The sequence below is a fragment of the Vibrio sp. 1078-1 genome (genome assembly GCF_033340475.1).
Genome location: NZ_JAWOWM010000002.1, coordinates 397,038 through 421,928 on the forward strand (window position 1 = coordinate 397,038; position 24,891 = coordinate 421,928).

At 44.7% G+C, this 24,891-nt stretch carries 25 protein-coding genes; 11 read left to right on the forward strand and 14 right to left on the reverse strand.

The annotated features are described in order from the left end of the window. Positions 1–395: 395 nt before the first annotated feature. The 5 genes from R7190_RS05700 to R7190_RS05720 all read right to left on the reverse strand — a co-directional run bounded on the left by R7190_RS05700 (position 396) and on the right by R7190_RS05720 (position 5,347). On the reverse strand, positions 396–1,073 hold the full coding sequence (locus tag R7190_RS05700) for an LrgB family protein (RefSeq protein WP_005377888.1): 678 nt from the start codon (positions 1,071–1,073) through the stop codon (positions 396–398). 1 nt (position 1,074) lies between these two features. Then, a complete protein-coding gene (locus R7190_RS05705) occupies positions 1,075–1,449 on the reverse strand; it encodes a CidA/LrgA family protein (RefSeq protein ID WP_005397786.1) in 375 nt (124 codons plus the stop codon). Between the two features lie 55 nt (positions 1,450–1,504). Then, entirely contained in the window at positions 1,505–2,926 is a 1,422-nt protein-coding gene (gene sbcB, locus R7190_RS05710; protein ID WP_047100708.1) for an exodeoxyribonuclease I, read from the reverse strand. Positions 2,927–3,083: 157 nt separating this feature from the next. After that, positions 3,084–4,457, reverse strand: a complete 1,374-nt coding sequence (locus tag R7190_RS05715; RefSeq protein ID WP_005377885.1) for an L-cystine transporter — start codon at positions 4,455–4,457, stop codon at positions 3,084–3,086. Between the two features lie 200 nt (positions 4,458–4,657). Then, positions 4,658–5,347 (reverse strand): NAD(P)H-binding protein, encoded by a 690-nt coding sequence (locus R7190_RS05720; protein ID WP_005377884.1) that lies wholly within the window; start codon positions 5,345–5,347, stop codon positions 4,658–4,660. A gap of 248 nt (positions 5,348–5,595) precedes the next feature. Here R7190_RS05720 and cobT point away from each other — a divergent pair, with 248 nt between their 5' ends. From cobT to btuD, 8 genes are all read left to right on the forward strand, one after another. Further along, a complete protein-coding gene (gene cobT, locus R7190_RS05725) occupies positions 5,596–6,639 on the forward strand; it encodes a nicotinate-nucleotide--dimethylbenzimidazole phosphoribosyltransferase (protein ID WP_005377883.1) in 1,044 nt (347 codons plus the stop codon). After that, positions 6,639–7,445, forward strand: a complete 807-nt coding sequence (locus R7190_RS05730; protein WP_054576446.1) for an adenosylcobinamide-GDP ribazoletransferase — start codon at positions 6,639–6,641, stop codon at positions 7,443–7,445. Before cobT ends, R7190_RS05730 begins: the two co-directional genes overlap by 1 nt. After that, positions 7,442–7,975, forward strand: a complete 534-nt coding sequence (cobU, locus tag R7190_RS05735) for a bifunctional adenosylcobinamide kinase/adenosylcobinamide-phosphate guanylyltransferase (protein WP_042521941.1) — start codon at positions 7,442–7,444, stop codon at positions 7,973–7,975. Before R7190_RS05730 ends, cobU begins: the two co-directional genes overlap by 4 nt. 11 nt (positions 7,976–7,986) lie before the next feature. Further along, on the forward strand, positions 7,987–8,601 hold the full coding sequence (gene cobC / locus R7190_RS05740) for an alpha-ribazole phosphatase (RefSeq protein ID WP_042521940.1): 615 nt from the start codon (positions 7,987–7,989) through the stop codon (positions 8,599–8,601). Positions 8,602–8,729: 128 nt separating this feature from the next. Then, on the forward strand, positions 8,730–10,526 hold the full coding sequence (locus R7190_RS05745) for a M3 family oligoendopeptidase (protein WP_042521938.1): 1,797 nt from the start codon (positions 8,730–8,732) through the stop codon (positions 10,524–10,526). 274 nt (positions 10,527–10,800) lie between these two features. Then, positions 10,801–11,829 carry a succinylglutamate desuccinylase gene (locus R7190_RS05750; RefSeq protein ID WP_005377878.1) on the forward strand — a complete coding sequence of 343 codons (1,029 nt, stop codon included), beginning with the start codon at positions 10,801–10,803 and terminating at the stop codon, positions 11,827–11,829. Positions 11,830–11,911: 82 nt separating this feature from the next. Beyond that, the gene (gene btuC / locus R7190_RS05755; RefSeq protein WP_042521936.1) at positions 11,912–12,907 is read left to right on the forward strand and encodes a vitamin B12 ABC transporter permease BtuC; all 996 of its coding nucleotides are present in this window, start codon (positions 11,912–11,914) and stop codon (positions 12,905–12,907) included. Beyond that, on the forward strand, positions 12,894–13,661 hold the full coding sequence (gene btuD / locus R7190_RS05760) for a vitamin B12 ABC transporter ATP-binding protein BtuD (RefSeq protein ID WP_186584319.1): 768 nt from the start codon (positions 12,894–12,896) through the stop codon (positions 13,659–13,661). The genes btuC and btuD overlap by 14 nt, the downstream gene beginning before the upstream one ends. Before the next feature lie 70 nt (positions 13,662–13,731). Here btuD and R7190_RS05765 read toward each other — a convergent pair whose 3' ends face one another. The 3 genes from R7190_RS05765 to R7190_RS05775 all read right to left on the reverse strand — a co-directional run bounded on the left by R7190_RS05765 (position 13,732) and on the right by R7190_RS05775 (position 16,303). Then, entirely contained in the window at positions 13,732–14,307 is a 576-nt protein-coding gene (locus tag R7190_RS05765; RefSeq protein ID WP_005397767.1) for a nucleoside triphosphate pyrophosphohydrolase family protein, read from the reverse strand. A 110-nt stretch (positions 14,308–14,417) separates the two neighbouring features. Beyond that, the gene (locus tag R7190_RS05770; protein ID WP_042521931.1) at positions 14,418–14,990 is read right to left on the reverse strand and encodes a DUF1415 domain-containing protein; all 573 of its coding nucleotides are present in this window, start codon (positions 14,988–14,990) and stop codon (positions 14,418–14,420) included. Between the two features lie 89 nt (positions 14,991–15,079). Next, positions 15,080–16,303 (reverse strand): MFS transporter, encoded by a 1,224-nt coding sequence (locus tag R7190_RS05775; RefSeq protein ID WP_005377873.1) that lies wholly within the window; start codon positions 16,301–16,303, stop codon positions 15,080–15,082. A 106-nt stretch (positions 16,304–16,409) separates the two neighbouring features. Between R7190_RS05775 and R7190_RS05780 the strand changes: the two genes are divergently transcribed. Beyond that, entirely contained in the window at positions 16,410–17,279 is an 870-nt protein-coding gene (locus tag R7190_RS05780; protein WP_017820887.1) for a LysR family transcriptional regulator, read from the forward strand. Positions 17,280–17,306: 27 nt separating this feature from the next. Here R7190_RS05780 and R7190_RS05785 read toward each other — a convergent pair whose 3' ends face one another. Beyond that, the gene (locus tag R7190_RS05785) at positions 17,307–17,537 is read right to left on the reverse strand and encodes a glutaredoxin family protein (RefSeq protein WP_005377871.1); all 231 of its coding nucleotides are present in this window, start codon (positions 17,535–17,537) and stop codon (positions 17,307–17,309) included. Positions 17,538–17,675: 138 nt separating this feature from the next. On the opposite strand from R7190_RS05785, the gene R7190_RS05790 reads away from it, so the two are divergent. Both R7190_RS05790 and rlmF read left to right on the forward strand, forming a co-directional pair. Continuing rightward, positions 17,676–18,191, forward strand: a complete 516-nt coding sequence (locus R7190_RS05790; RefSeq protein ID WP_005377870.1) for a M48 family metallopeptidase — start codon at positions 17,676–17,678, stop codon at positions 18,189–18,191. Continuing rightward, a complete protein-coding gene (gene rlmF / locus R7190_RS05795; RefSeq protein WP_186584317.1) occupies positions 18,178–19,305 on the forward strand; it encodes a 23S rRNA (adenine(1618)-N(6))-methyltransferase RlmF in 1,128 nt (375 codons plus the stop codon). Before R7190_RS05790 ends, rlmF begins: the two co-directional genes overlap by 14 nt. 71 nt (positions 19,306–19,376) lie before the next feature. Here the strand turns inward: rlmF and R7190_RS05800 are convergent, their stop codons facing one another. The 5 genes from R7190_RS05800 to R7190_RS05820 all read right to left on the reverse strand — a co-directional run bounded on the left by R7190_RS05800 (position 19,377) and on the right by R7190_RS05820 (position 24,877). After that, the gene (locus R7190_RS05800) at positions 19,377–19,697 is read right to left on the reverse strand and encodes a hypothetical protein (RefSeq protein WP_186584315.1); all 321 of its coding nucleotides are present in this window, start codon (positions 19,695–19,697) and stop codon (positions 19,377–19,379) included. 70 nt (positions 19,698–19,767) lie between these two features. Then, a complete protein-coding gene (locus tag R7190_RS05805) occupies positions 19,768–21,357 on the reverse strand; it encodes a S41 family peptidase (protein WP_186584314.1) in 1,590 nt (529 codons plus the stop codon). Positions 21,358–21,722: 365 nt separating this feature from the next. Next, on the reverse strand, positions 21,723–22,487 hold the full coding sequence (locus tag R7190_RS05810) for a hypothetical protein (protein WP_005377865.1): 765 nt from the start codon (positions 22,485–22,487) through the stop codon (positions 21,723–21,725). 30 nt (positions 22,488–22,517) lie between these two features. Next, positions 22,518–23,192 carry a GntR family transcriptional regulator gene (locus R7190_RS05815; RefSeq protein ID WP_053303155.1) on the reverse strand — a complete coding sequence of 225 codons (675 nt, stop codon included), beginning with the start codon at positions 23,190–23,192 and terminating at the stop codon, positions 22,518–22,520. Positions 23,193–23,344: 152 nt separating this feature from the next. Then, complete coding sequence (locus tag R7190_RS05820) at positions 23,345–24,877, reverse strand: aldehyde dehydrogenase (NADP(+)) (protein ID WP_186585045.1); 1,533 nt, start codon at positions 24,875–24,877, stop codon at positions 23,345–23,347. Between the last annotated feature and the right edge of the window lie 14 nt (positions 24,878–24,891).

Here is a 24,891-nt window from a genome sequence, read left to right on the forward strand (position 1 = left end):
TGTGAAAGATAGAAATGTTCCGTGCGTTAGATCACGATAAATAATGCAATTGATAATTCTGTTACATAATTAGAGTGAGCTCACACATGTATTCGATTGCACAGGTGTGAAGCGTTATCTCCGTCTCACAATTAACCATATCAGTATATATTCATATGACCAAGGAGCAGGAGTATGTTACTAACGCGACTTTTACCGCTATGCTACTTTATACCTACGTAATCTAGAGCGAGTGGTAGCACCTAGAATGCTAATGCTATGAATGTATATCTCGATCAAGTCCCTTCACGATATTACTGGGTGAGGTTGATAGATAAGATAGGGTTTTGAAAAGGGTAAGGAAGAAGCGGAAAGGCTACGGCCTGCCGGAAGGAGGGCAGACCGAGAGCGCTTAACTATTGATATAGCCAGACAGCCAAAGCAAAAAAGCTTGGAGCCAAAATAGAAGTTATGATCCCACATAAAACCAATGCGAGTGATGAGAACGCGGCATCTATGGGCTGTTTCTCTGCACAAGTAGCGGTGCCTAAGGCATGAGAGACTGTACCCATTGTCAGACCACGTGCAATCGGGTGTTTAATTCCAATCAAATTGTAAATTGGGTATGCCAAAATTGCGCCCAATAAACCGACAATCAGAACCAAGATCGCTGCAACGGCGGCTTCACCACCGAGGTGACTCGATATTTCCATCGCTATTGGTGTAGTGACGGACTTACCCACTAGACTCGCGATTAAACTAATATCCGCTTTGAAAGCGACTGCGATCAAGGTGGTTGTCATCATCGACATCACACTGCCTACTGTGCAAGCAAAAGTGATGATTCGCCAGTTTGCTTTAATCTGTGGTAGTTGTTCATATAGTGGATAAGCCAGAGCAACTACGGCTGGTTGAAGTAAAAAACTGATCCCTTCGTTATCCGCATAATACGTTTCAAACGGTACATTTAAGTAAGTAAGCAAAGGAATGAGCACTGCAATACTGATCAGCAAAGGATTTGCTAGAGGATTATTCACTTTGATTGCAATTTGGCGCGCGACAAGAAAAACCGCAATGGTAACAACTAACCACATATCAGTGCTTCTCCTTTAACAAGTAGTCCAGCAGCCAAGCGAGGCTGACTAGTACAATGAGTGAGCCTCCAACTGCGCTAGCAATGATAGGGAGGGCATTAGCGAGTAGCATATCGAAATGTTGCATTAATCCGACGCTAATAGGAACGAACAATAAGATCATATAGCGGATAAATAGCGTGGCGCCCGGTTTGACCCAGTCGACTTTTACAAGCCCAAGAGTCATGGAGAAAAACAGTACGAGCATACCGATGACACTTCCTGGAACGGAAACGCCAGTGAACTTTTGAATGGTAATTCCGATGCCAAGTGCTCCCATGATGAGGAAGATTGAAATGAGCAGTTGGATCAGTTGTAAGAATCGTTCTTTAATCATTTTGACAGTATATAAACAACAAGCACACCATAAGGTGCGCTTGTATTAGGAGGAGTTAGGAAGCTAAGCTCTCTACATAACAGTACACGGATTTTAATATCGCAATCTTCTTTTCGTCACTTTCATGTTCGTGAACTAAGTTTTCTAAATTCAGCATGTACTCTTCAATTTGGCTTTCAAACACTTCTCGACAGTGTAGTGCCCAGCGTCTTTGTTCTTGCTCGTCTAATGTGCCTGGGAAGTTACGCGCACGATAGCGGAACAATAGAGGTTTAATACGCTTGTCATCAAATTCAATGTCTAATGCAGCAAGATTATTCGGGTCGGTTTCTCGAATGATATCCATAGCTGCGCGATCAGCCGGAGAAAAGAACCCGTCGTAAAGCTGTGTATCGACGTCATCACTTTTATCGAATTTACGCTCGACTGAAAAGAGGCTAATCAGCTTTTCTCTAATTTCAGGATGTTGGCGCAACAAAGCGAGATTAGCGAGACATTGCTGGCGATCAATGCCAATAGACTCTGCATTTTCAGCCGTTAACGTTTTTGCAGGGGCGAGAATAGGGCATTTGTTCAAATGAACTAGTTTAACTGGCACTGGTAGCAATTCACCAAGATCTTCGCGCTTAGTGTAGAGTCTTTCGTGCAGCTCTTCTGCGGATAGCTCAAGAATAGGTTGAGGGTCTTTCGCTAAATCGATGGTGATAACGGCATTATTATTGGTTGGATGCCAAGCAACAGGCACAATCCAGCTAGTGTACTGGCATTCGCGCCCTAACATGCCTGAAACGTGCATCAACGGTGTCATGTTGACGATGTCGACTAAATCATTGAGCTTGCGCTTTTGGCGCATAGAAAAAAAGTAATCAAACAATTTTGGTTGCGCTGCTTTTACTTTCTTTGCCATTTCGATAGTCGCAATCACATCTGCCATGGCATCGTGCGCGTTACTATGTTCTATGCCGTTAGCCACAGACAAGTGTTCTAATTTAAAGCTAGTGAAGCCATCTTCGTTTTCTGGCCATTCTACGCCTTCTGGGCGAAGGGCATGGCACGCGCGTAGTACATCGAGTAAATCCCAACGCGAGTTACCGTTTTGCCAACTCCATGCGTATGGATCGATAAAGTTGCGATAACAAGTATAACGGGTCACTTCGTCATCAAAGCGAATGCTGTTGTAGCCTAAACTGGTGGTATTTGGTCTCGCGAGTTCAGCGTGAATCTTAGCGATAAACTCTGGCTCAGAAAGGCCTTCTTGAACCGTTTTTTGCGGAGTAATACCAGTAATAAGCGCAGCTTCAGGAGACGGAAGATAATCAGCAGGTGGCTGGCAGTACATGACTAAAGGCTCGCCGATGATATTAAAGTTTTCATCTGTACGAACACCAGCAAACTGGCTTGGGCGATCTTTCGCGGGGTTGGTTCCCCATGTCTCATAATCAAAGAAGAAAAAAGTGGGCTGATTATCTTGGTGCATTCTGCTTACCGTTTACAAAACCGATGACAGTATTAGACCATTCAACGCCTTGACTAGCAACGAAAGATGCAAGTTGAATTTGTGAAAATGAAAAAAGCCGATGGCGAACCATCGGCTTGATATTTTATGTTTTATCGCTTTGGAAGGAATTTGAGTTCTATGCTCGTGTTTCTTCCAATGTTGCTTCACTTTCTGGTGACTTCAGCACTCGGCTAGCAATTGTACCCGCAGTCATTGAGCCTGAAACGTTTAGTGCGGTACGTGCCATGTCAATCAGTGGTTCAATAGAGATAAGCAGTGCCGCGATGGTCACAGGTAAGCCCATTGCAGGAAGAACAATCAAGGCTGCAAACGTCGCACCGCCGCCGACACCTGCAATACCAAATGAGCTGATGGTGATAATCGCAATCAATGACAGGATAAAGTGTAGATCAAGTGGGTTGATGCCCATTGTCGGAGCTACCATCACTGCAAGCATTGCAGGATAGATACCTGCACATCCGTTTTGGCCGATAGTGGCACCAAACGATGCTGATAGGTTTGCAATCGCTGGTGGAACGTTAAGCTTGGTGATTTGCGCTTCTACGTTTAGTGGAATTGTTGCTGCTGAGCTACGAGATGTAAACGCGAAGGTCAGTACAGGCCAGATTTTCTTAAAGTATTCCGCAGGGCTAACGCCAACAAAAGAGACCAATACGCCATGAACAACAAACATCAGTGCGATAGCAACATAAGACGCCACAATAAAGCCAAGTAGGTTTAGGATGTCGCCTGCGCTTGATGTCGCTACCACTTTTGCCATCAGTGCTGCGATGCCGTATGGCGTTAGCGCCATGATCATCTTCACTAATCGCATAACGATTGACTGAGCTGCTTCTACGAAAGTACGAATCGGTGATTCCAACTCTGCTTTTTCCATCATCACTTTACGAGCGGCGATACCAGTTAACACGCCGAAAATCACAACAGCGATAATTGATGTCGAGCGAGCACCTGTTAGATCAGCAAATGGGTTGGTTGGAATGAAGCTAACTAGCATTTGAGGAATAGTTAAGTCACTTACTGTACCGGCACGGCTTTCTAAAACGGCGATACGAGCGGTTTCACGCGCACCTTCAGTTAACCCTTCTGCTGACAGGCCAAATGTCGTTGTCACCAAAATACCGATAAGTGCAGCAATTGCAGTCGTTACTAGAAGAACAGAGATGGTCAGGCCAGAAATTTTACCTAAAGATCCACCTTTCTCCAACTTAACAACTGCAGAGATCATCGATACCAATACTAGTGGCATGATGACCATTTTCAGTAGACCAACGTAGCCACTGCCTACAATGCCTACCCATTCAAGTGTTTGAGCAATTGCGCTGTTGCCTTCACCGTGAATGAGTTGCAAAGCAAGACCAAAAAGAGAACCGGTAACAAGACCGATCAAAACGAGACGTGAAAGAGTGTGTTTCTTTTGTTGCTGATTAAATAGAAAGAACAATATTCCAACAAAGACGGCTAGAGAGGCTATCACTGCAAAATTCATAATTTGACCTTATCAACCAGCCGAAGTGGCGGTTGTTTTTTATACGGGGTTTTATACGGATTTATTTATGGAGCGTAAGATAACGCTCGTGATATAACTTTAAAAATGACAAACGGGTATTAGCTAGATCTAAAATGAATATAAAAACGAGATCTAAGTCGCGTGAGAGTGTGAATTAGCACGTTAATTGTACAAAATGGTTATTCGTAGTGATGCAGTAATTCACGCATTTCTTTCCTTTGTAAGTAAACCACCGAGTCTTCTTGATAACTGAAAAGTTGATAAATCATCGCTTTGGCGACATCTTCTGCTCGAATAGGTAAAAAGTTGGACAGTTTGCCTAGCATAAGTGGGCGAATTACCTTAAACAGAGTTTGTACTAACTTCTCGTCCATTCTTGGGTTTTGACGTTGACCAACAAGCGGGCCTGGGCGAACAAATACGATTTCCTCAAAATCCATAGCTTCGATTCGTTGTTCCATTTGTCCTTTACAAGCTAAGTAATGGGATGGCGATTTACTATTTGCACCGAGGCTAGAAACAACCGCAAGGCGTTTGACTCCGATTGTTTTCATTTGTTGGGCGACTTTGCACACCAGATCAACATCTACTCTACGCAAATTATCCTTACTGCCTGCTTGCTTAAGGGTCGTGCCTAAACAGATAAAGCCGATGGTTGGTGTTGGTTGGTTCTCATCCCATTGGTGGATAGAAAGGTCTGCATCAATGAGAGGAATAAGCTTGTTGTCCACATCTAGGACGCCATCGAGTGGGCGGCGAGAAAGATAATATAATGTTCCAACACCTGATTGATTTATGAGGTTTGCAATGACTTTTGAGCCTACTAAGCCAGTTGCACCGGCGATGATTGCGCAGGTGTTGTTATCCATATCTTTTCTCCTATATGGGAACATAGTCTAAGCTATTGTAGCGGATTTCAACGAGTTACTTATAATCTCGTGCAAGAAAGGTGAGACGCTCTGCGAACTCGGCAGACTATCCTGAGATAAACTTGATTAGCGCTGCCCCAATTGGATGCAAGTGTATACAATAGTGGGCGCGCAAAAACTGTCGCTGAACAAGACCTCTTGAACAACAGAACACCTCTCACCCAGACAACATCAAAGGAACGTAAAAAATGGATGACTCTTTTGCTGCGGAGATACAAGCACGCATAGATAACAAAACCAAACCCGTCGGTTCTTTAGGCTTATTGGAAAAGGTGGCACTGCAGTTAGCTCTTATTCAAAGTCAGAATAAACCTCAGCCAGTTGATTCCATCGCTATCTGCAAACCGAGCATGCTGGTATTTGCTGGAGATCACGGCGTTGCAGAGGAGGGTGTGAGCATTGCGCCAAGCGAAGTCACTCAGCAAATGGTGGCTAACTTTCTCGCTGGCGGCGCAGCCATCAACTGTTTTTGCGACATTAATGGCATTCAACTCAAAGTAATAGATTGCGGCATGTTGGCTCCTATTGATGTGCTGGTTCCAGAATTTAAATCCCATCCCAACTTGGTTGAACAACGGTTGGGTAACGGTACGGCTAATTTTTCTAAACAATCCGCGATGTCCCCAGAACAAGTGGCGTTAGGTTTAGAATATGGTGCGAAGATTGCTGAGCATACCATTTTGCATGGTTCAAACCTCTTAATGTTCGGCGAGATGGGCATCGGTAATACCAGTTCGGCCTCAGCACTGTTATCGGCGCTGAGCTCATTAGATATTGATTATTGTGTTGGCGTTGGCACCGGAATCAATCAACAGCAGTTGAGCCGCAAATATAAACTGGTAGCACAGGGGGTAAACCGATGTCGAGGTCTTGATACCAAAGCGATTCTCGCACAGGTTGGGGGTTTTGAAATCGTACAAATGGTGGGCGCTTTTTTAGAAGCCAAGCGGCTTAAAACTCCAGTTTTAGTGGATGGGTTTATCGTATCGGTAGCGGCTTATATTGCGACGTTGTTAGACGAAGAAACGCGTGAATACATGTTGTTTGCCCATCGCTCTGAAGAAAATGGACATAAATTTGTATTGGAACATCTTAAAGCAGAACCTCTGCTCGACCTTGGTTTACGGCTAGGGGAGGGAACAGGAGCCGCTCTTGCCTTACCCTTGTTAAAAGCTGCCGCTCAGTTTTACAACAAAATGGCGAGCTTCGAGAGTGCAGGAGTTACAGTATAGTGTCAGTCCCTGATAATTCTGAGAAAGTCACGCCGTCATCGTTAAGATACCAGTGGGAGTTATTTCTATTAGCTACCAGTTTTTTTAGCCGCTTACCCGTGCCCCAAGCGTTGCCTTACAGTGAAGAACGCATGAATCAGGCAGGCCGTTACTTTGCGTTAGTTGGTCTCGTGCTTGGAGCACTTTGCGCTTTGGTATTCTCGCTCACCTCAATTTTTTTCCCAGAGTCGGTTGCCATAGTATTAACGATGGTGTTTAGCTTATTGTTAACTGGGGCTTTTCACGAAGACGGCTTGACCGATATGGCGGATGGCATTGGCGGTGGCATGACCGTAGAGCGACGCCTCTCTATTATGAAAGACAGTCGTATTGGCACTTATGGTGCCGCCACTCTCATTATGGCGTTATTGGCTAAGTATGTTTTTTGGAGTGAACTGGCTAACTTGCCGCACTTTTGGTTGGTCATTGTCGTCGCTTACACCGCAAGCCGAGCACTAGCAGCGACGCTTATTTATGACATGCCTTATGTCAGTGACAGTGATACGTCGAAAAGTAAACCGCTAGCAAGTCGCCAGTCTTCTCTAGAAGTCTCCATTTTGTTGTTTACTGGTGGCGTAACATTGCTTGTGCTTGGTATCGCGGATGCGATCTTGATATCGCTTGTTCTCGTGGTATTTCGTTTGATGTTCAAACGTTGGTTAACCAAGAGAATTGGCGGCTTTACGGGGGATTGCCTTGGCGCAGCGCAACAGTTGTCGGAACTGCTTATTTATCTCACTATGATTGGGTTGTATCACTCCTCATGAAGCAATTGATACTCGGTGGCGCGCGCTCTGGGAAGTCGCATTTGGCAGAAAAAACAGCTAAGCAATTATCGGTCGCTTCTCAGCGAGCATTACACTATGTTGCAACCGCGCTGCCATTTGACCAAGAAATGCGAGAGCGAATAGCGCATCATCAAAAGCAACGCGGGGGCGAGTGGCAAGAGCATGAATGCCCCCTTCATTTATCTGAGTTACTGACAAATTTCGCTATCACCGATGTTGTATTGATCGACTGTTTAACCTTGTGGCTCAACAATTGGATATTTGAGTTAGGTGATGAATGTTCCAATGAGAAGCTAGAAGCAGAAATTGAAAAGCTTATACAGGTGGTACGTGGCTCAGATGCGACGTTAATATTCGTCTCTAACGAGGTTGGAATGGGCATTGTACCTTTGGGGGCGGTTAGTCGTTATTTTGTGGATAATGCAGGACGGATGAATCAAAAACTAGCCAGTGTTTGCCATCGCGTTACCTTTGTTGCTGCTGGTTTGCCGTTGGTTCTTAAAGAGTAGGATGGAACAAAATGAAAACACTCAATATCTATCTTGTGCGTCATGGAAAAGTAGACGCTCCACCAGGACTCCATGGCCAAACAGATGTAAAAGTTACGCCTGCTGATCAAGAGAGTATTGCTCGGGCTTGGGCCGAGAGTGGACGAGGTGTGGGTGGAATAATTTCTTCTCCGCTTTCACGCTGTCAAGAACTGGCAAACATCATTGCTGAACAGCAATTATTACCAGTAATGACGGATGAGTCTTTACAAGAGATGGCATTTGGTGATTTTGATGGTATGCCTTTTGATATGCTCACTAAGCAGTGGAAAAAGCTAGATGCTTTTTGGCAATCGCCAGCACAACATACGTTGCCGAATGCTGAGAGCTTAAGCACATTTTCTGAGCGCATATGTCGCGTTTGGTCTCAAATCATCAACGATATCAATGACAATCTACTTATCGTCACGCATGGTGGCGTCATTCGTATGATTCTTGCTCATGTATTGGAGTTAGATTGGCGTAACCCAAAGTGGTATTCGACGTTGTCGATAGGAAACGCTTCTGTCACGCATTTAACAATTACCATAGATGAGCAAATTTACGCCTCGGTGCGTTCGATTGGCGTACCTCTTTTAACTCGTTAATTTATAAATATTAAAATGCCCAGAACGATATTGCTTACGGGCATAGTCACGGAAGATGTCAGTGGAAGCCCATCTGCTAGGTGCAGGAAGCGAAAATTGACTCAGTTACATAAAAAGGAAATATAGAAATGACAACGCCGAGTTGGGATTTGTCCATCGTTTATAACGACCTTTCTGACCCACGAATTCAAGACGATATTGCTCTTGTAGAACAATGTATTGATCTTTTGAATAAACAATCAGCAGATTGTGGCAACGTAGAGATCATGCAAAATGCGATTTTGACCAATGAAGCTGCGAGTCGTTTAGCGGGCACAGTTGCAAATTTTGCGAGTTGTTATGCTTCTGTTGATGCAACAAACGCCGAAGCGAAATCGTTACTTGGTAAAATGACCCGCATCTTTTCGGAGCTTTCCCAAGCGTTCAGTCCCTTTGATTTGACATTAACTCATGCCGACGAAGAGTTTATCTTGCGCGTGTTAGACCATGAGAATCCTGATATCAGTGGGCAAGCTTTTTCTATCTTGAATTCTAGAAAGTTGGCGGATACTCGTCTTAGCAACGCAGAAGAACAGTTACTGGCTGCGATGAGTGTGGATGGCAAATCGGCTTGGGGTAACCTATACGATAACCTGACTGGCTCATTGAAAGTGAAGCTTGAGTACACAGATGGTAATAGTGAAGAGCTTGGGTTTTCTCAAGCGGCAAGCATTCTTTATGGTTCTGAATTCGAGCGTCAAGAAGCCGCGTGGCGAGGCGTACAAGATGCAATGCAAACGCACCAAGAATCATTCGCTGCGATTTTGAATGCGTTAGCAGGATGGCGCTTAACTGAAAACAAAAAGCGTTCTACGAAGCGTGAAGTTCACTTCCTAGAGCCGAGTTTGCATGGTAGCCGAATCCAAGCTGAAACTTTAAATGCGATGATGACCGTAGCCAAAGACAGTCGAGCTATTGGTCAGAAAGCGGGTTTATTGATGGCGCAAGTACATGGTCTGGATGAGATGAAACCTTGGAATCATCTGGCGGCTATGCCTGCTTTGAGCGGTGAAGCGAAGGTTTACGACTTTGATGAAGCGATTGAGGTTATTTGTGAAGCATTTGAAACAGTAAACCCTGAGATGTCGGAATTTGTCCGTTTGATGGTACAAAATGGTTGGATTGATGCCGCGCCAAATGCTAACAAGCGTCTTGGCGCATACTGCACCAAACTGCCAGCAACGCGAACACCGCTTGTGTTTATGACTTGGAGTGGCAGCCGGTCAGACCTTATGACTCTGGCACATGAACTTGGCCATGCGTTCCATAACTGGGTTATTCGTGATTTGCCACTTTGCCAAACTTACTACCCAATGACGTTAGCAGAAACCGCCTCTATCTTTGCAGAAAACATCGTTCGTGATCATTTGATTTCGAAAGCTGAGAGCGTTGATGAAAAGCTCGAGATGTTGTGGGAAGAGTTGTCATCTGCGCTAGCTTTAATGATCAACATTCCGGTTCGCTACGAGTTTGAAAAATCGTTTTATGAACGCCGCCAGGATGGAGAGTTAACCGCAGATGAATTCTGTGAGTTGATGTCAGAAACTTGGAAAGAATGGTATGGCGACGTAATGAGCGAACCGGATCCGTACTTCTGGGCAAGCAAGCTGCACTTTTCTATTGATAGCGTGAGCTTTTATAACTACCCATACCTATTTGGTTTCTTGTTTAGCAAGGGTATCTATGCACAGCGAGAAACCAAAGGCGAAGCGTTTTACACCGATTACATCAATTTGCTGCGCGATACAGGCTGCATGATGGCGGAAGATGTCGTCGAAAAGCATTTGTCGATGGATTTAACCCAGCCAACGTTTTGGCAGCAGAGTGTTGAGCTAGTGCGTGAAAAAGTCGATGAGTTTGAGCGTTTGCTCGCACAGCGCGGCTAAGTTTTTCGCAGTGTTGATGCATAATCTGCTTTATAGCTACAAAAATTTGATCAAATCATAATGATCTTAATCAGGGCTGTGGTAAAGTTCACAGCCCTAACACTTTGTAATTGTTTGAAAATTAAACGCCTCAATGCTTGATTTGAGTGCCTGGCGCGAAAAGGCATCGGATTTTCGAGGGAAATAGTGATTTCTACTCATAAGTGAGATCGCAGCAACAAAAATCCTTTGTACAATTTATTAACATATCCGCCGTGCTATTAAGGAGTAACGCATGACGAAGTCTCTCTTTCGCCAATCGTTTTTAACTGACACGTTAGATGTTCATATTGATGTTGCACCAGCGGAGCAGGTGCTTTCTAACGGTGTAAAACTTAAACTCTATCAGCGTGGTGTATTAGAAGTAATCCCTGCGAATTATACTCAGGATACGAAGAACATCATCATCTCTTGTGGGGTTCACGGAGACGAAACCGCACCGATGGAGCTGGTGGATTCCATTATTCAAGACATAGAATCTGGGTTCCAGACGGTCGATACCCGTTGTCTGTTCATTATCGCTCACCCAGAATCCACTCTGGCGCACACGCGATTCCTCGAAGAAAATCTCAACCGTCTGTTTGACGAAAAAGAACACAAACAGACAAAAGAGCTTGTTATCGCCGATACGCTTAAGCTGCTTGTTCGAGATTTTTATCAGGATACCGACCCGACAACACGCTGGCACCTTGATTTACACTGCGCGATTAGAGGCTCGAAGCACTATACGTTTGCAGTAAGTCCTAAGACTCGTCATCCTGTGCGCAGCAAGGCATTGATCGATTTCTTGGACAGTGCACACATTGAAGCAGTGCTCCTGTCAAACTCACCATCGAGCACGTTTAGCTGGTACAGTGCCGAGAATTTTGGTGCGCAGGCTCTCACAATGGAGCTTGGCCGTGTGGCTCGTATCGGTGAAAATGACCTCGATAAACTGACCGCGTTTGATTTGTCTTTACGTAATTTGATTGCGGAAACGAAGCCAGAACACTTACCAAAACCATGCATTAAGTATCGCGTAAGTCGCACAATCGTTCGTTTGAACGAAGACTTTGACTTTATGTTCGACGACAATGTTGAAAACTTCACCTCATTTGTTCACGGCGAAGTGTTTGGTCATGATGGCGACAAACCATTAATGGCGAAGAATGAAAACGAAGCGATTGTCTTCCCGAACCGCCACGTCGCAATAGGTCAACGTGCAGCTCTGATGGTTTGTGAAGTGAAAACCCGTTTTGAAGAGGGTGAGTTGGTTTACGATTAATCCAACATTGCTTTGAGAAGTTAATTGCAATTTACCGAGGCTTAACTGTAAGGTTAAGCCTCGTTTGTTTTTATCGGCCGCTATGGATTTTCAACAACTTATCCTGAACAAGGAACGACGCTGGCAACGTAACCTGATGGTTATGTCGATCGTGCTCGCTGTACTCTCTGCCATTCACTTGATGGTCGGAGAAATTTTCCTTTCTCCTTTTCAATCCTTATCTGCATTTGAACAGAAGTTATTGGTGGACTTGCGTTTACCGAGGTTAGTGTCTGCGGCAATTATTGGTGCTGCGTTAGCGGTATCTGGCGCGACGTTACAAGTGTTGCTTGGGAACGTGTTGGCTGAACCTGGCGTGCTTGGTATCTCTGGTGGCGCAAGCTTAGCAATGGTCTTAATCATGTTCGCGTCACCTGTTCTTCCTACCCCGATTGTTTTTATGTTGGCAGCGATTGCTGGCTCGATGGTATTCACGTTTGTTTTGGTGGCGATAGCAAGGGCAATGCACCTGACGACGGCTCGATTGCTTTTGGTTGGGGTCGCATTGGGTATTTTATCGAGCGCGATTGTGACGTGGGCATTTTACTTTAGTGATGATCTCAGTTTACGCCAACTGATGTATTGGTTAATGGGCAGTATTGGCGGTGCAAGTTGGTATCAACATACCGTTACTTTGGTGATGTTACCGGTGCTTATCTGGTTATGTTGTAAAGGCAAGTCGCTTGATAAATTGATGCTGGGTGAGATTCATGCGACCCAATTGGGTGTCGATGTGCATCAAATGCGTTGGAAATTGATCCTCGCCATTTCTGTTTTGGTGGGTAGCTCAGTCGCTTTGGGTGGCATCATCAGTTTTGTTGGTTTGGTGGTGCCGCACTTGTTGCGTTTGGCTTTTGGTACGGAAAACCGTTATTTATTGCCACTTTCTGCAATATCTGGTGCTGCGTTGCTTGTATTTGCTGACATCGGCGCAAGACTGTTATTGGACTCCGCAGAGTTACCTTTAGGTGTCATGACAACATCGATTGGCGCACCTATTTTCATCTGGATGCTGGTGAAGAGTCATGATGCACGTTAAACATATGTCGGTTGGTAGTCGATTATTGCCTCTTTCTTTTGAATGCAAAGCTGGCGAAATCGTACATATCGTTGGGTCTAATGGTTCCGGTAAGAGTACTTTATTGGCTGCGATTTCTGGTACGTTAAGTCACCGAGACGGTATGAGTGGTGAAGTGTACGTTGGCAACAAAAACTTGCTTACTTTACCGTTGTCAGAGCAAGCTCATGTTCGAGGTTATTTGTGTCAGCAATCGCGCCCAGCGTTTAATGTTGATGTGTTTCAGTATCTCGCTTTATCTCTGCCAAGTGGTGCTGAGATTGCGGATATCAAAGTGCGTGATGCTGTCAATATGGTGGTGGAGCTAGTACAACTGCAAGATAAGCTTCATCGCAGTATTCAAACATTATCCGGTGGTGAGTGGCAGCGTGTCCGATTAGCAGGTGTATGTTTGCAGGTGTGGCGTACCATTAATCCTTTTTCGCAGTTTTTAATTTTGGATGAGCCAGCAGCACCGTTAGATATTGCGCAAGAGGGTCTGCTCTATCAATTGATTAACACTATGGCGGCGCAGGGAATTGGAGTATTGGTTGCTAATCACGATCTCAATCGCACATTAAAGCACGCAGATAAAGTATTGCTGCTTAACAACGGTGTGCTGCACTCATCAGGAAGTGCCGATACTGTGCTAACGGAAGAAGCTCTCGGGGAAGTGTTCAATACTCAAGTCAAAAAGGTCATCGTAGATGAGCAACCTTATTTAATCTTTGATTAATGTTTAGGGACAATAAAAAACGACCTACTTGAGGTCGTTTTTTTTTAATCGAGATAGCCAAACTCAACGCTTATTGAGTTAACGGTTTTAGATCTGCAGGGCGGTAGTAAACAGATTTGAGTACTTTGCCTTTACGAATGGTTTTACCTTCCGATACGAAATCTTCGGCGCATTTCGCGATGATGTATTCACCTTTCTGCACCGCCATCAACTTGATGCCTTGTTCTGCGTAGAATGCTTCTGTTTCTGAGTACTCTTGCTCGTTACGGCATACTTTGCTCATGTTGCTTGAGTGCACTTCATCCCAGCAAGGAATAAATTCAATACCACGGTTTACTGCAACGTTTAATAGAAGATCAATTAAGTAGCTGATCGCTAGGTTGTCTTCTACTTTGCTGTGGCCAAGATGAACGAGACGGCCCATTAATACATACACGCTGTCTACGATGGCATCTGCTTGCTCAGTTTTACAATCTGCTTCTGCTAGCTCTGTTAGCTCTTCGATCGCCAAAGAGGTGTGTAGTGTATCTGCTTGTGCATCAAGGCTTGCAGCGTCTGCGACTGGTAAGTCGAACGTACTACGGAACTCGGTGATATCACGGTATAAGTGATCAAAAATCTCTTGGGTTAGCTTTGACAGTTGCATTCTAATTTCCATTGAATCGATTGAAGCGGCAATGATACCAAACCGCACTTTGAACCCCAAGGGCATTGCATCTAACTGGTGATAAATCTGCCTTTGGGGAATGGTGGTGCTTAACGAAATAGGTAAGGGAACAGCTTTTTACGTTCTTCCTCTGAAAGGGCGGAAACACGAGCGATGTTCGTATCGGGAATGGATTTAGGATCAGGATAGTGTTTTAGTACCTTTTCCATACTCTCTTCGCGAATCAAATGGAAGATCGGGTAAGGAGAACGATTGGTCAGGTTTTCGTCGTCTTCAGGCCTTGCGCCGCCAAAACAGTAATCAGGATGGAAAGTCGCTACTTGGAAAATACCTTCCCAGTTTTGCTGCTTAATTAATCCTTCAACCCAATCTATGCAAAAGTTGTAGTCCCAGAAATCTTGTAGCATGTTGGGAACCACAACCAACGTGGTCTCAAGTTGTTCGGGTTCTGTGTTACTCAGCTCAATCAGCTGCAATAAAATATCTTCAAGAAGCGCTTCTTCTTGAGTCGCTTCACTAACAAAAATTTTGATTTGTTTATTACGTTGCGGTTTGGCAGCAAACGGACAAAGGTTGAGTCCGATTACCACATCGTTGAGCCATTGATCGACCTGTTGAGTGATCGCTTCGATATCTGTGTTTTGTGTTGAACGCGTTGACATACGACTTTCTGGTTTTTATTAAAGTAGCCCAAGCATAGCAGAGTTGGTTATCCAAGTAACCAGAGAGGTATTACGCAAATGAGCGTACCTTAGCTACTCTTTAAACTCGCAGCGTCAGGTGTTTGGTCAGTATGCTTTCTTTCGGCAATGTGTTTCAAATACGCAATCGCAGCAAACATCGCTAGGTAGACGGCGCTTCCCCCCATGAGAACACTCGACCAACCACCATGTTGCCAACAATAAAGAAGTAAGAATCCTCCCAAACTACCGCCTACATAGTAGTGTACTAAGTAGAGCGCTGTCGCGGTGGCTTTGGCACGAGTGGCATTCTGACCGACCCAACCGTAGGCGAGGGTATGAGTAAAGAAGGCACCAAAACTTATCAGCAACAACCCAAATAGCATTGCAGTCAAGCTTTCAACCGCCGCAATCCACATCCCCGTCATGCTCACTATCGCGCCCAAGAACATGCCGAGGATTGATGAATAACGTTTACTCCAGTGGCCTGCGCAACGAGAGGAGAAAGTTCCTCCCAAGTAACAAATAAAGATCAGTGAGGCCAACCCGACGGGCACATTGTGAGGTTCACTCACCAGACGGAACCCCATTACGGAGTAAAGGTTGACGAACAAAGCAAAGTTGAGTCCTCCTATCAGCATCGCGAACCATACGCGTTGGTTTTTAAAATGACCAATAAGCGCACGATTTTGATGGCGCAAGCTGCTTGATGACGGGGTGAAGTTGCGCTGTGTTGGCAATAAATAGTGAACGCCAATGACACCAAGAAGAGTGAACACCATCATAACTTCAATGGCGACATCAACATTGAAATTGTCCGCCAATAAGCCGCCGCTAATACGTCCTGCAATACCGCCTAATGAGTTAGCCGCAATGTACGTTCCAATTGCCATCGAGAAAGCGTGCTTGTCGAGCTCTTCTGCCATGTAAGCCACGGCGACCGCAGCAAAAGCGGCGAGCGCGACACCGATCAGTGCTCGACATACCACCAAAAACAGGAATGAGTCACCAAACAGCATCAAAGCGGAAAGGGTAGGAATCGAAAACAGACCGGCCATCATGACTGGTTTTCGTCCCACTGATTCTGATAACACAGCCATTGGAACGAGGCTAAAAGAGAGAGCGAGTGTTGAGGCCGCAAATAACCAGTTCACTTGCGTTTCTGAGATCGTGAAAATTTGAGCAAAAGTGGGCAGCATTGGCTGTAGTAGGTATAAATTTGAAAAAACCAAGAAGGAACCAAGCGCTAGCGAGAGCGTAATGCGTTTGTATTCCGGTGTGCCAAAACTGACCATGAATCCTGCCTAATGTGAGCAAATGGAGAGACTGTGATCAATCTATCAGTTCGTTATAAATTAAAAAAATATATTAAAAATATGGACACCATATATTTTTGATCTAATGGAATCGAAACAACTTAAACATTTTCTGGCGGTCGCTGAACACGGAAACATTACCCATGCGGCGAAAGCCCTGCATATTGCCCAGCCCGCATTAAGCATTTCTATCAAAAAGTTTGAGCAGTCTTTGGGCGTTACCCTATTTCGCCGTGATGATAAAAAAATCAGCTTAACGAAAGAGGGCGAAACGCTACTTATACATGCCAAGCGGGTGATTCAACAGTTGCACGACGCGCAGCTCGCGATTGATGAGTTGAAAGGCTTAGCGAAAGGCGAAGTAAGGCTCGGGACGCCATCAATGATGGGCAGTTATTTCTTTCCACGAATTGTGATGGCGTTTAAAAGCCAGTTCCCGGAGTTAAAATTGACCTTGGTCGAAGCTGGGACTCAATCGATTCGTCGTATGCTGCTCAATGGTCAACTCGATATTGGTGTGATCAGTTGTGATAATGTGCCTGATGATCTAGAAACTGACCATTTGTTTACTAGCCAAATGGTCGCAGTTGTTTCACCTGAGCATGAGTTAGCCCAGCGACACGCTCTTACTTTTGATGAGTTCTTTGAACACGATTTGGTTATGTTTCAGCATGGCTATTTTCACCGCGAATTTTTGGATCAGGTGAGTGAGGAGCATGGGTTTACCATGAAGTCATCATTCGAGACCAACTTACTGCCTTTGATTTTGAGTATTGTAAAACAAGAGTTTGCGATTACCGCGTTACTGGAATTGGTGACTCAACATGAGTCGGGCGTTGTTGGCTTACCGTTTGAACCACCAGTGACGCTGGATCTGGCACTTGCTTGGCGCAAGCAGGGGTATTTATCAATAGCAGATCGAACGTTTATCGACTTTATCAAGCGCTACGTTTAAACGCAGCGCAGATTCATCGTCCGAGCACTAGTCGCCTTTGTACATCTTCTCGAAGTTCTTTGGGTTCCAGCCAATCATTACCCGATCACCAATTTTTAAAACTGGCACTGAACGAGCACCAAGCGCATCAAGTTCTTTGCGACCGCGTTGCATCTTAGCATTGCACAAACGATAGTTAATATTTTTCGAATCCAGATAACGTTGAGCATCTTTGCAGTGAGGGCATTTGTCTTTGACATAAAGAACGACACGTTTCATTGAATTTCTCTCCATTATCATTGGGAGGCGAAGTTTAACGGCCTTTCACCATAAATGAAAGGCGAAAGCTAAGGTGAAACTGTCTTTTATCTCAGGTATATTGAGCGCCTTTATTTTGTCATAACAGACGTTAACTCTATGCATCCGTCACTTCGATACATTCAGGGCTACCCACAAAACATCGTAGAGCAGGTGAGCTCATTGATAGCGAGTGGCAAGTTTGTTCCTTGGTTCGAAAAGCGTTATCCCGATAGGCACCAAATCAAAAGCGAAAGGGCGCTCTATGAGTACGCCATGGCAATCAAAAACCGCTACATGAAGAAAGCCGCGCCAATCAGTAAAGTTGTCTACGATAAGAAAATTCACGCGGTAAACAACGCGCTTGGTTTGCACAGTGTAATCAGTAGAAACCATGGCGGTAAGCTGAAGTCGAAAAACGAGATTCGCATTGCCAATGTATTTAAGGATGCGCCCGAGCCACTATTAAGAATGCTGGTGGTACATGAGTTGGCACATACTCGTGAGAAAAACCACGACAAGGCGTTCTATCAGCTATGTTGCTATATGGAGCCTGAGTATCACCAACTCGAATTTGATGCTCGTTTGTTTATGATTTACCTCGATTTAAAAGCGAATTTGAATGAAGAACAATAATCACAACGCGAAGCAAGCAAAGCCAAAGACTTCAATGGCGGGTCAGAATAAAGACGCGAATAAAGCCAAGCCGAAGCGTGTTAAAGACAAAGTTGCGCGCAAATCCTCGCAGCCTGCAGGAAAGAGCGAAGTCGAGTTCATAAAAATAGCGAAGAATGGTTTGCATGAGCGTAATGTTCATCGAGGTCGTTACGATTTCAAAAAACTCGTGGAAAGTGAACCACAGTTAAAGCCATTCGTTATCAAAAATCCGAAAGGGGAAGACTCCATAAACTTCTCTGATCCTAATGCTGTTAAAATGCTCAATAAAGCATTGCTTGCTGCGTATTATGGTATCGAGTTCTGGGACATTCCCGACACCTACCTTTGCCCGCCGATTCCGGGCCGCGCTGATTACATTCACCGAGTGGCAGAGCTACTTGATGGTGAAGCAAAAGGTCAGTACGCGCACCAAAAAGTGAAAGCGTTGGACATTGGCGTGGGAGCAAACTGTATTTATCCGATTGTTGGTGTAACAAAATACGGTTGGCACTATACGGGCAGCGATGTCGATCCAAAATCCATCCAATCGGCTCAAACGATCGTAGAGCACAATCGTGTTTTGACGGGAAAAATTGCACTGGTACAGCAATACAATGATGCCAATATTTATCGAGGTATCATTCAACCGAATGATCGTTATGATGTGACGACATGTAATCCGCCATTCCACCGTTCGGCGGAAGATGCCGCTATGGGCAGCCAGCGTAAAATCGATAATCTAAAAGCAAACCAGCGCAAGAAAGGGCTAAAACCTCAAACCGCACCAGTAAAGACAAGTAAGCCTGCGTTGAATTTTGGCGGTCAAAACGCTGAATTGTGGTGTGAAGGCGGAGAAGCGGCGTTTATCCGAAAAATGGCGAATGAAAGCCAAGCTTTTGCCGCGCAGGTTTTGTGGTTTACAACACTCATATCCAAAAAAGACAACGTTCGCCCGATGCGCAAGCAGCTTGAAAAATTGGGTGTGAAAGCCATTCGTGTGGTTGAAATGAGCCAAGGACAGAAAGTGAGCCGCTTTGTAGCTTGGTCATACATGGATAAGCAACAGCGCAAAGCATGGATTGAACTAAAGTAACGTTGACCGTTTCACACTGAACAATAAAGTAGGAAGCCCGCTGATATCAGCGGGCTTCTCTTTTGGGAGATCTAAAACTTAATGATGGGCTCACAATCTAGTGAACTGAGAGAGACAAAAGTATCTGTTTTGGCATAGTACAAGCCACAGGTTTCACCTCTTATCTGCAACGTATATTGGTCTGGAAGATCCGTATAGCTGCCATCCAACAGTTGATTGTTGTTCCCTTTTACTCGTCCTTTTTCAATCAACAAATGCGGTGAGGATTCAAATACGTTATTTGCGATTTTAGGTGCTGGTGTCCCTTGGATTTCTGCGATCGCGTTTTGAATCTCTATGACTGTTTCCGGAGAGTTCTTTTTACTCAATGCTTCAACGGGTTCTTGTGACATAGCTTGGCATCCTATCAAAGAAATCGAAGTGCCTAAGAAAAGCGCAACCCGAATCAGCATTCGTAAAAAGTTAGTTGATCTCAACATGAATTGCCTCTGTTCGTAGCGGAGAGCGAAGATCGCTTAACTCCGGAGATGAAATGTTACGCGGCATGGCGTTGAAACTTGAAGGGGATACTGGCGGACAGGTTCCTGTTTCCATGTAGTTTAGCGCCGCAGAAAGCATACCTTCAGACGGATCGCCTAACGGTTTTGTTAGGTCGTCATTGACCCAGCAACCTTCCACTCTATTGTTTAAGCCTAGCTCGGTATTGATTTGGCTCTTTGGAGTAGGAATAAAACCATCAGCGAAGTCGCCAAATTTTTTCTCGTTCGCCGACTTGAACTGAATAGTGTAGTACATAGTGCCGCAGTTTTGTTCTGGTGAGAACCCATACGGTTTACCTGTGGTTGTTGAGCCTATTTGGATAACCTCCACATCAATGCCGCGTAAAGCGTTGATTAGCAGTTCACTAGAGGAAGCCGTGCCTCCTGAAGTCAGCACATATACGCGCTTTTTGTTCAGTGTCGGAAGCACTTGGTCCGAATATTTCTGTGCTGCCCAGTCTATTGCTAGATTTGTAAAGCGATAGATGTTATCCCCATCTTTAATGGTACGCATCACTTTGTCATTATGAATCAACTCACTGAAGACTCGGTTCTGACCAGCACCGCTTAGCATGTAGCCTACTTGCGAGGACTGAAGGACTAAGCCACCGCCGTTGTAACGTAAATCAACGACGATCTCGTCAACATTCTCTGCTGAGAGCGTACTGAACGCCTCAATAAGCGGGGCTTGAGCGCTTGGTTCAAAGGAGTTGTATTGCAGATAGCCGATCCGCATACCATTTTGTGTAATCACTTTGGCATTTTTAACTGGAGAGGTCATGACATCAGAGGCGGTAAGCGTCACGGTTTTCTCTAGACCGCCAACACTCTCAAATGTGAAGGTGTAATCTTGATTGATGTCAGGGTTAAAGAGCGTTTTATTAATAAAATCAATGTCGGACTGACTACCGGTGTTAACCACATCAATATTATTGATTTTCAGAAGCTTATCACCACGAGCAATGCCGCTTCTATCAGCTGGCGAGGCTTCTTCAGTGTAGGAAATACGAACGTCTCGAGGTTGTACGCCACGTAGGAATGCCCAGTTAAAACCAAATCCAGCAACTAAACCGGATTGCGATGATTTCATATCATCCTCATAAGGGACGGTAAAATGGAAGCGATCTTTTGGTTTACCCGTCGCGGTAGTAGCAGAGGTGACCAGCGTATTGAAGTAATCAGTAACAGTTTTGTAGTTTGCTGGATTATTATCAGGAACCTCGTCATACCATAGATACGTTTCGTTAGTAAAAGCTCTTAAAAAGAGTTTTTCGTGTAATGCAGAGCCCAATTTATCTGGATAGGCGGCATAGTTGTCATATGGGTCCAGTCCGACGCGGGGCGTTTCACATTGGTTGATAAACGTTTTCGACGGTTGGCTAAAATCATGAACTTTCCACGTTGGACCGTTTGCACTGCTAGTGGACGGAGTAGGTGATGAGCTATCACCGCCACCACAGCCTTGTAATAATGCGAGAGTGACTGCCGTTGCTAAAGAATACTTAAATTTCACTTTTCTATGTCCTTATAAATAATAGAATTATAATTATGTGTTTTGCTTTTGTTTTTATTAGCTAGGTGAATGTATTAATTTAATTTGTTCGTCTGCAAATTTATAGTTAAATAGTGTGAGGTAAATAACGTAAAAAAGTTGTCTTTTATACTTAAGCTAAATTAGTCATTACTTAAGTTTTCTGTCTATTTCAAAAGAGCTAACAAGACAATTAATAAGTGTGAAATTAAGACAAGTTCTTAGTTGACTAAGCGACGCTTGCTAAATAAAAAATCAGAATTAGATTCAGGAAACGCTTTGAATCAATAGTTTGGTAGGGATATATGATGTTATCTCGGGGGTGTTTGATTTATTTATCTGATGCTTTAACTTAATTTAGTGAGTTGAGCGACGTGCTTTAATAAGCTTCCGTCAATGTTAGGTAAATCATCAGCGAAAAATATCTGAGCACCGGGAGTGCAGCGCATTAATATATTTGTTAGTTCACCTTCATTGTTGGAAGTGTTAACTGCGTTAAGTTTCGCTAATTTATTACAAAGCTCGTCCTCTATTTGCACTTTCTGCTCTTCGGTGAGCCTAATGCGACCTATACATACGCCTGGGTTGATATCATGAGAAAGCGAATCTTGTTGAAATCGCTCTTTGAATAAGGTGTCTAATGCCGTACCTTCTTCCATAATAAATCGACGACCAGAACGGTAAAACAAGCCGTCTCCGAAGTTTTCGACATATCCTAGAATTTCCGCGATACGCAAATAGAATCGTAAGCTTGTATCAGAAAGTCCGTAAGTTTGGGCTATCTCTTGCGGTTTAATATCACGAGAAGTCAGCATATAAATAAAATCAAGTAAGTAAGGATGCTCAACGAAAAGGGCGCTCTCTTCATCTGTTAGCATTTGCTCGTTTTGGTGCTGAAGCTCGTTGGCTAAGGTTGCGAGTTCGATGAGATCGGTATTCAGGTAGTTCAGATAAATAAGTACTTTATCCAAACCTAAAGCTGGATTATGTAGGTGGCGTTTAATACTAGATAAAGGGATGCCACTTTTCTCTGACAAGGAATTGTAGCAAAGCCCTTCTTCTTTAATCTTTTGTCGTAGCGCTGCGAGTAAAAACTTTGGTCCAACATTCATCCTTGAATATCACCTTATTCGTTATTCCGTTTACTGGCTGATATTTTGCCTTTCAAGCAGCAGGTTTCGAATCGCTGTGCCCGCTTCTAGAATGTGTTTTTTCAGCAGGTACTTGGCGCCTTCGATATCACGATTTTGGCACATTTCAAACAAGTTTAAGTGCTCTTCTTCTGCCTTTTTAATGCCTGTAGTAAACAATAGCTGCATGCGTATGTATCGGTCACACTTTGTGTTCAGGTTGTAAATGACGTCCATAGTTTCAGGCATGTTGGCTGGCGCATATAGGGCTTTGTGGAACTCGTAGTTGTAGTTGCTCCATTCTTCTACTTCGTCGCCACTGTTCACTACTGACTCGAAACGTTCGCGAACTTCGCGCGCGCGTTCAAGGTCAGCGTCTGTCATATTTTGAATCGCGCGCTCTAAAATGTGGCATTCCACGACAGCGCGCAGTTCAAATAGCTCATTGATTTTCTCTGGAGATAGCTCAGTGACCGTCGCACCTTTGTGAGGTTCAAAGCTAACGAGTCCTTGTGCTTCCAATTGAACTAACGCTTCACGCACAGGAATTCGGCTAACATTAAACTCTTTTGCTAACGCATCTTGACGTAAAGGTTGACCAGTTTTTAACTCGCCCTTCAAGATCTGAGTTCGAATTGCTTCCTCAACGAGCTGAGTGCGCGTTTTAAAAACAGGTTTCTGTGACATTGAAGTCTCCCGTGAAATTAATATTGTATCCAATCCATTTTACTTTAGTAGTTTATTGTTTTTCTGGCACAAACCAACTAGGAAAGAAGGTTTTGAGAAGTAGAGTGAAATAAAAGGCATCAGTTGATGCCTTTTTGAGCCATTTGTTGATCTTATTGGGACACACTGCCATCTATGGCGCGTTGGATACCCAGTGGGTTCGACGCTTTTAATGAATCCGGCAATAAAGATTCTGGCAAAGCTTGATAAGCGACCGGACGCAACCAACGATGAATAGCCTCCGCACCGACAGATGTTGAGGCAGAATTGGTTGAAGCCGGATATGGTCCACCATGAACCATAGCGTAACCAACCTCGACGCCAGTTGGCCAACCGTTGAATACAAGGCGTCCGGCGATTTCTTCCAAACTTGGAAGCAGTTGCTTGGCTTGTTCTTCGTCTTCAGCGGTAGCGTGAAGGGTTGCGGTGAGCGATCCAGTCAGTGAATCACTCAGTTTCAACATGTCATCGAAATCTTCACAGATTACGATTAACGATTGAGGACCAAATATTTCTTCCTCCCATTGCGGGTTTTCACGCCAGTTTTTACTGTCCGTCACGAACAGCGCTGGTGAGACATTGGTCGCTTCTGCTTGTTCAGAACGAGTGACGTTAATGCCTGTTTCGGAAGCTCGCTTATCCACTTCGGATTCATACGTTTCTCGGATACCTTGCGTTAGCAAAGTGGCCGTTGATTGTTGTCGAATTAACCCTTGAGCGATTTCGATAAAGGCTTGCGTTTCTGGGCTATTCAAGACAAATACAACGCCTGGTTTTGTACAAAATTGTCCACAGCCCAAAGTCATAGAAGCCACAAACTCTTCAGCCAATGAGGCGTTTGCTCGTATGGCTGAAGGGAGAATAAATGTTGGGTTAATCGCCCCTAGTTCACCATAGAAGGGGATTGGCTCTGGTCTTTGCTGAGCTAGATTGAACAGCGCGCGGCCACCACCGACGGAGCCTGTAAACCCAACCCCTTTAATTTTTGGATGGGTAACGAGTGCTTGGCCAAGTGCACGTTTGTTGCCTTGCAATAGCGTGAAGATGGCTTGCGGTAAGCACTCTTTCTCAAGTGCAGCCTCAATACACTCGGCAACAAGTTGACTGGTGCCAGGGTGGGCGGTATGGCCTTTTACAATCACAGGACAGCCAGCAGCCAGTGCCGAAGCCGTATCACCACCTGCCGTAGAAAATGCGAGCGGAAAATTAGACGCACCAAACACGGCGACAGGGCCAATTGCGATTTGTTGACGGCGAATATCTGGTTTTGGCAGTGGTTGACGGTTTGGGTTTGGCGTATCGAAAATTGCTTGATGGTGATTACCCGATCTCACAACCTCGGCAAATAGTCTTAATTGGCTCGCTGTACGTCCTATTTCACCGCTTAAACGTGCTTCGGGAAGGGCAGTTTCCAAATGAGCACGAGCAACGATTTCTTCACTCTTCACTTCCAATTCAGAGGCGATAGAGCAAAGTAAGCTCGCTCGCTTTGCATTGCTTAGTTGGCGAAACTCACGCGCAACGCTTTGGGCGGCTGAGGCGGCTTGATTAACTTCTTGCTCCCCATGCACCGGAAACGCTGTGGGTAGAGGCTCACCAGTAAAGGCGTTGACTGCGTAAAAAGTGGTTGGTTCTTGTGGGGTCATCATTCTTCCTTACT

Excerpts from the sequence above, each read along its gene's own strand:
- R7190_RS05700 (WP_005377888.1), bottom strand. The coding sequence starts at position 1,073 with ATGTGGTTAGTTGTTACCATTGCGGTTTTTCTTGTCGCGCGCCAAATT.
- R7190_RS05705 (WP_005397786.1), bottom strand. The coding sequence starts at position 1,449 with ATGATTAAAGAACGATTCTTACAACTGATCCAACTGCTCATTTCAATC.
- sbcB (WP_047100708.1), bottom strand. The coding sequence starts at position 2,926 with ATGCACCAAGATAATCAGCCCACTTTTTTCTTCTTTGATTATGAGACA.
- R7190_RS05715 (WP_005377885.1), bottom strand. The coding sequence starts at position 4,457 with ATGAATTTTGCAGTGATAGCCTCTCTAGCCGTCTTTGTTGGAATATTG.
- R7190_RS05720 (WP_005377884.1), bottom strand. The coding sequence starts at position 5,347 with ATGGATAACAACACCTGCGCAATCATCGCCGGTGCAACTGGCTTAGTA.
- cobT (WP_005377883.1), top strand. The coding sequence starts at position 5,596 with ATGGATGACTCTTTTGCTGCGGAGATACAAGCACGCATAGATAACAAA.
- cobU (WP_042521941.1), top strand. The coding sequence starts at position 7,442 with ATGAAGCAATTGATACTCGGTGGCGCGCGCTCTGGGAAGTCGCATTTG.
- cobC (WP_042521940.1), top strand. The coding sequence starts at position 7,987 with ATGAAAACACTCAATATCTATCTTGTGCGTCATGGAAAAGTAGACGCT.
- R7190_RS05745 (WP_042521938.1), top strand. The coding sequence starts at position 8,730 with ATGACAACGCCGAGTTGGGATTTGTCCATCGTTTATAACGACCTTTCT.
- R7190_RS05750 (WP_005377878.1), top strand. The coding sequence starts at position 10,801 with ATGACGAAGTCTCTCTTTCGCCAATCGTTTTTAACTGACACGTTAGAT.
- btuC (WP_042521936.1), top strand. The coding sequence starts at position 11,912 with ATGGATTTTCAACAACTTATCCTGAACAAGGAACGACGCTGGCAACGT.
- btuD (WP_186584319.1), top strand. The coding sequence starts at position 12,894 with ATGATGCACGTTAAACATATGTCGGTTGGTAGTCGATTATTGCCTCTT.
- R7190_RS05765 (WP_005397767.1), bottom strand. The coding sequence starts at position 14,307 with ATGCAACTGTCAAAGCTAACCCAAGAGATTTTTGATCACTTATACCGT.
- R7190_RS05770 (WP_042521931.1), bottom strand. The coding sequence starts at position 14,990 with ATGTCAACGCGTTCAACACAAAACACAGATATCGAAGCGATCACTCAA.
- R7190_RS05775 (WP_005377873.1), bottom strand. The coding sequence starts at position 16,303 with ATGGTCAGTTTTGGCACACCGGAATACAAACGCATTACGCTCTCGCTA.
- R7190_RS05780 (WP_017820887.1), top strand. The coding sequence starts at position 16,410 with ATGGAATCGAAACAACTTAAACATTTTCTGGCGGTCGCTGAACACGGA.
- R7190_RS05785 (WP_005377871.1), bottom strand. The coding sequence starts at position 17,537 with ATGAAACGTGTCGTTCTTTATGTCAAAGACAAATGCCCTCACTGCAAA.
- R7190_RS05790 (WP_005377870.1), top strand. The coding sequence starts at position 17,676 with ATGCATCCGTCACTTCGATACATTCAGGGCTACCCACAAAACATCGTA.
- rlmF (WP_186584317.1), top strand. The coding sequence starts at position 18,178 with ATGAAGAACAATAATCACAACGCGAAGCAAGCAAAGCCAAAGACTTCA.
- R7190_RS05800 (WP_186584315.1), bottom strand. The coding sequence starts at position 19,697 with ATGTCACAAGAACCCGTTGAAGCATTGAGTAAAAAGAACTCTCCGGAA.
- R7190_RS05810 (WP_005377865.1), bottom strand. The coding sequence starts at position 22,487 with ATGAATGTTGGACCAAAGTTTTTACTCGCAGCGCTACGACAAAAGATT.
- R7190_RS05815 (WP_053303155.1), bottom strand. The coding sequence starts at position 23,192 with ATGTCACAGAAACCTGTTTTTAAAACGCGCACTCAGCTCGTTGAGGAA.
- R7190_RS05820 (WP_186585045.1), bottom strand. The coding sequence starts at position 24,877 with ATGACCCCACAAGAACCAACCACTTTTTACGCAGTCAACGCCTTTACT.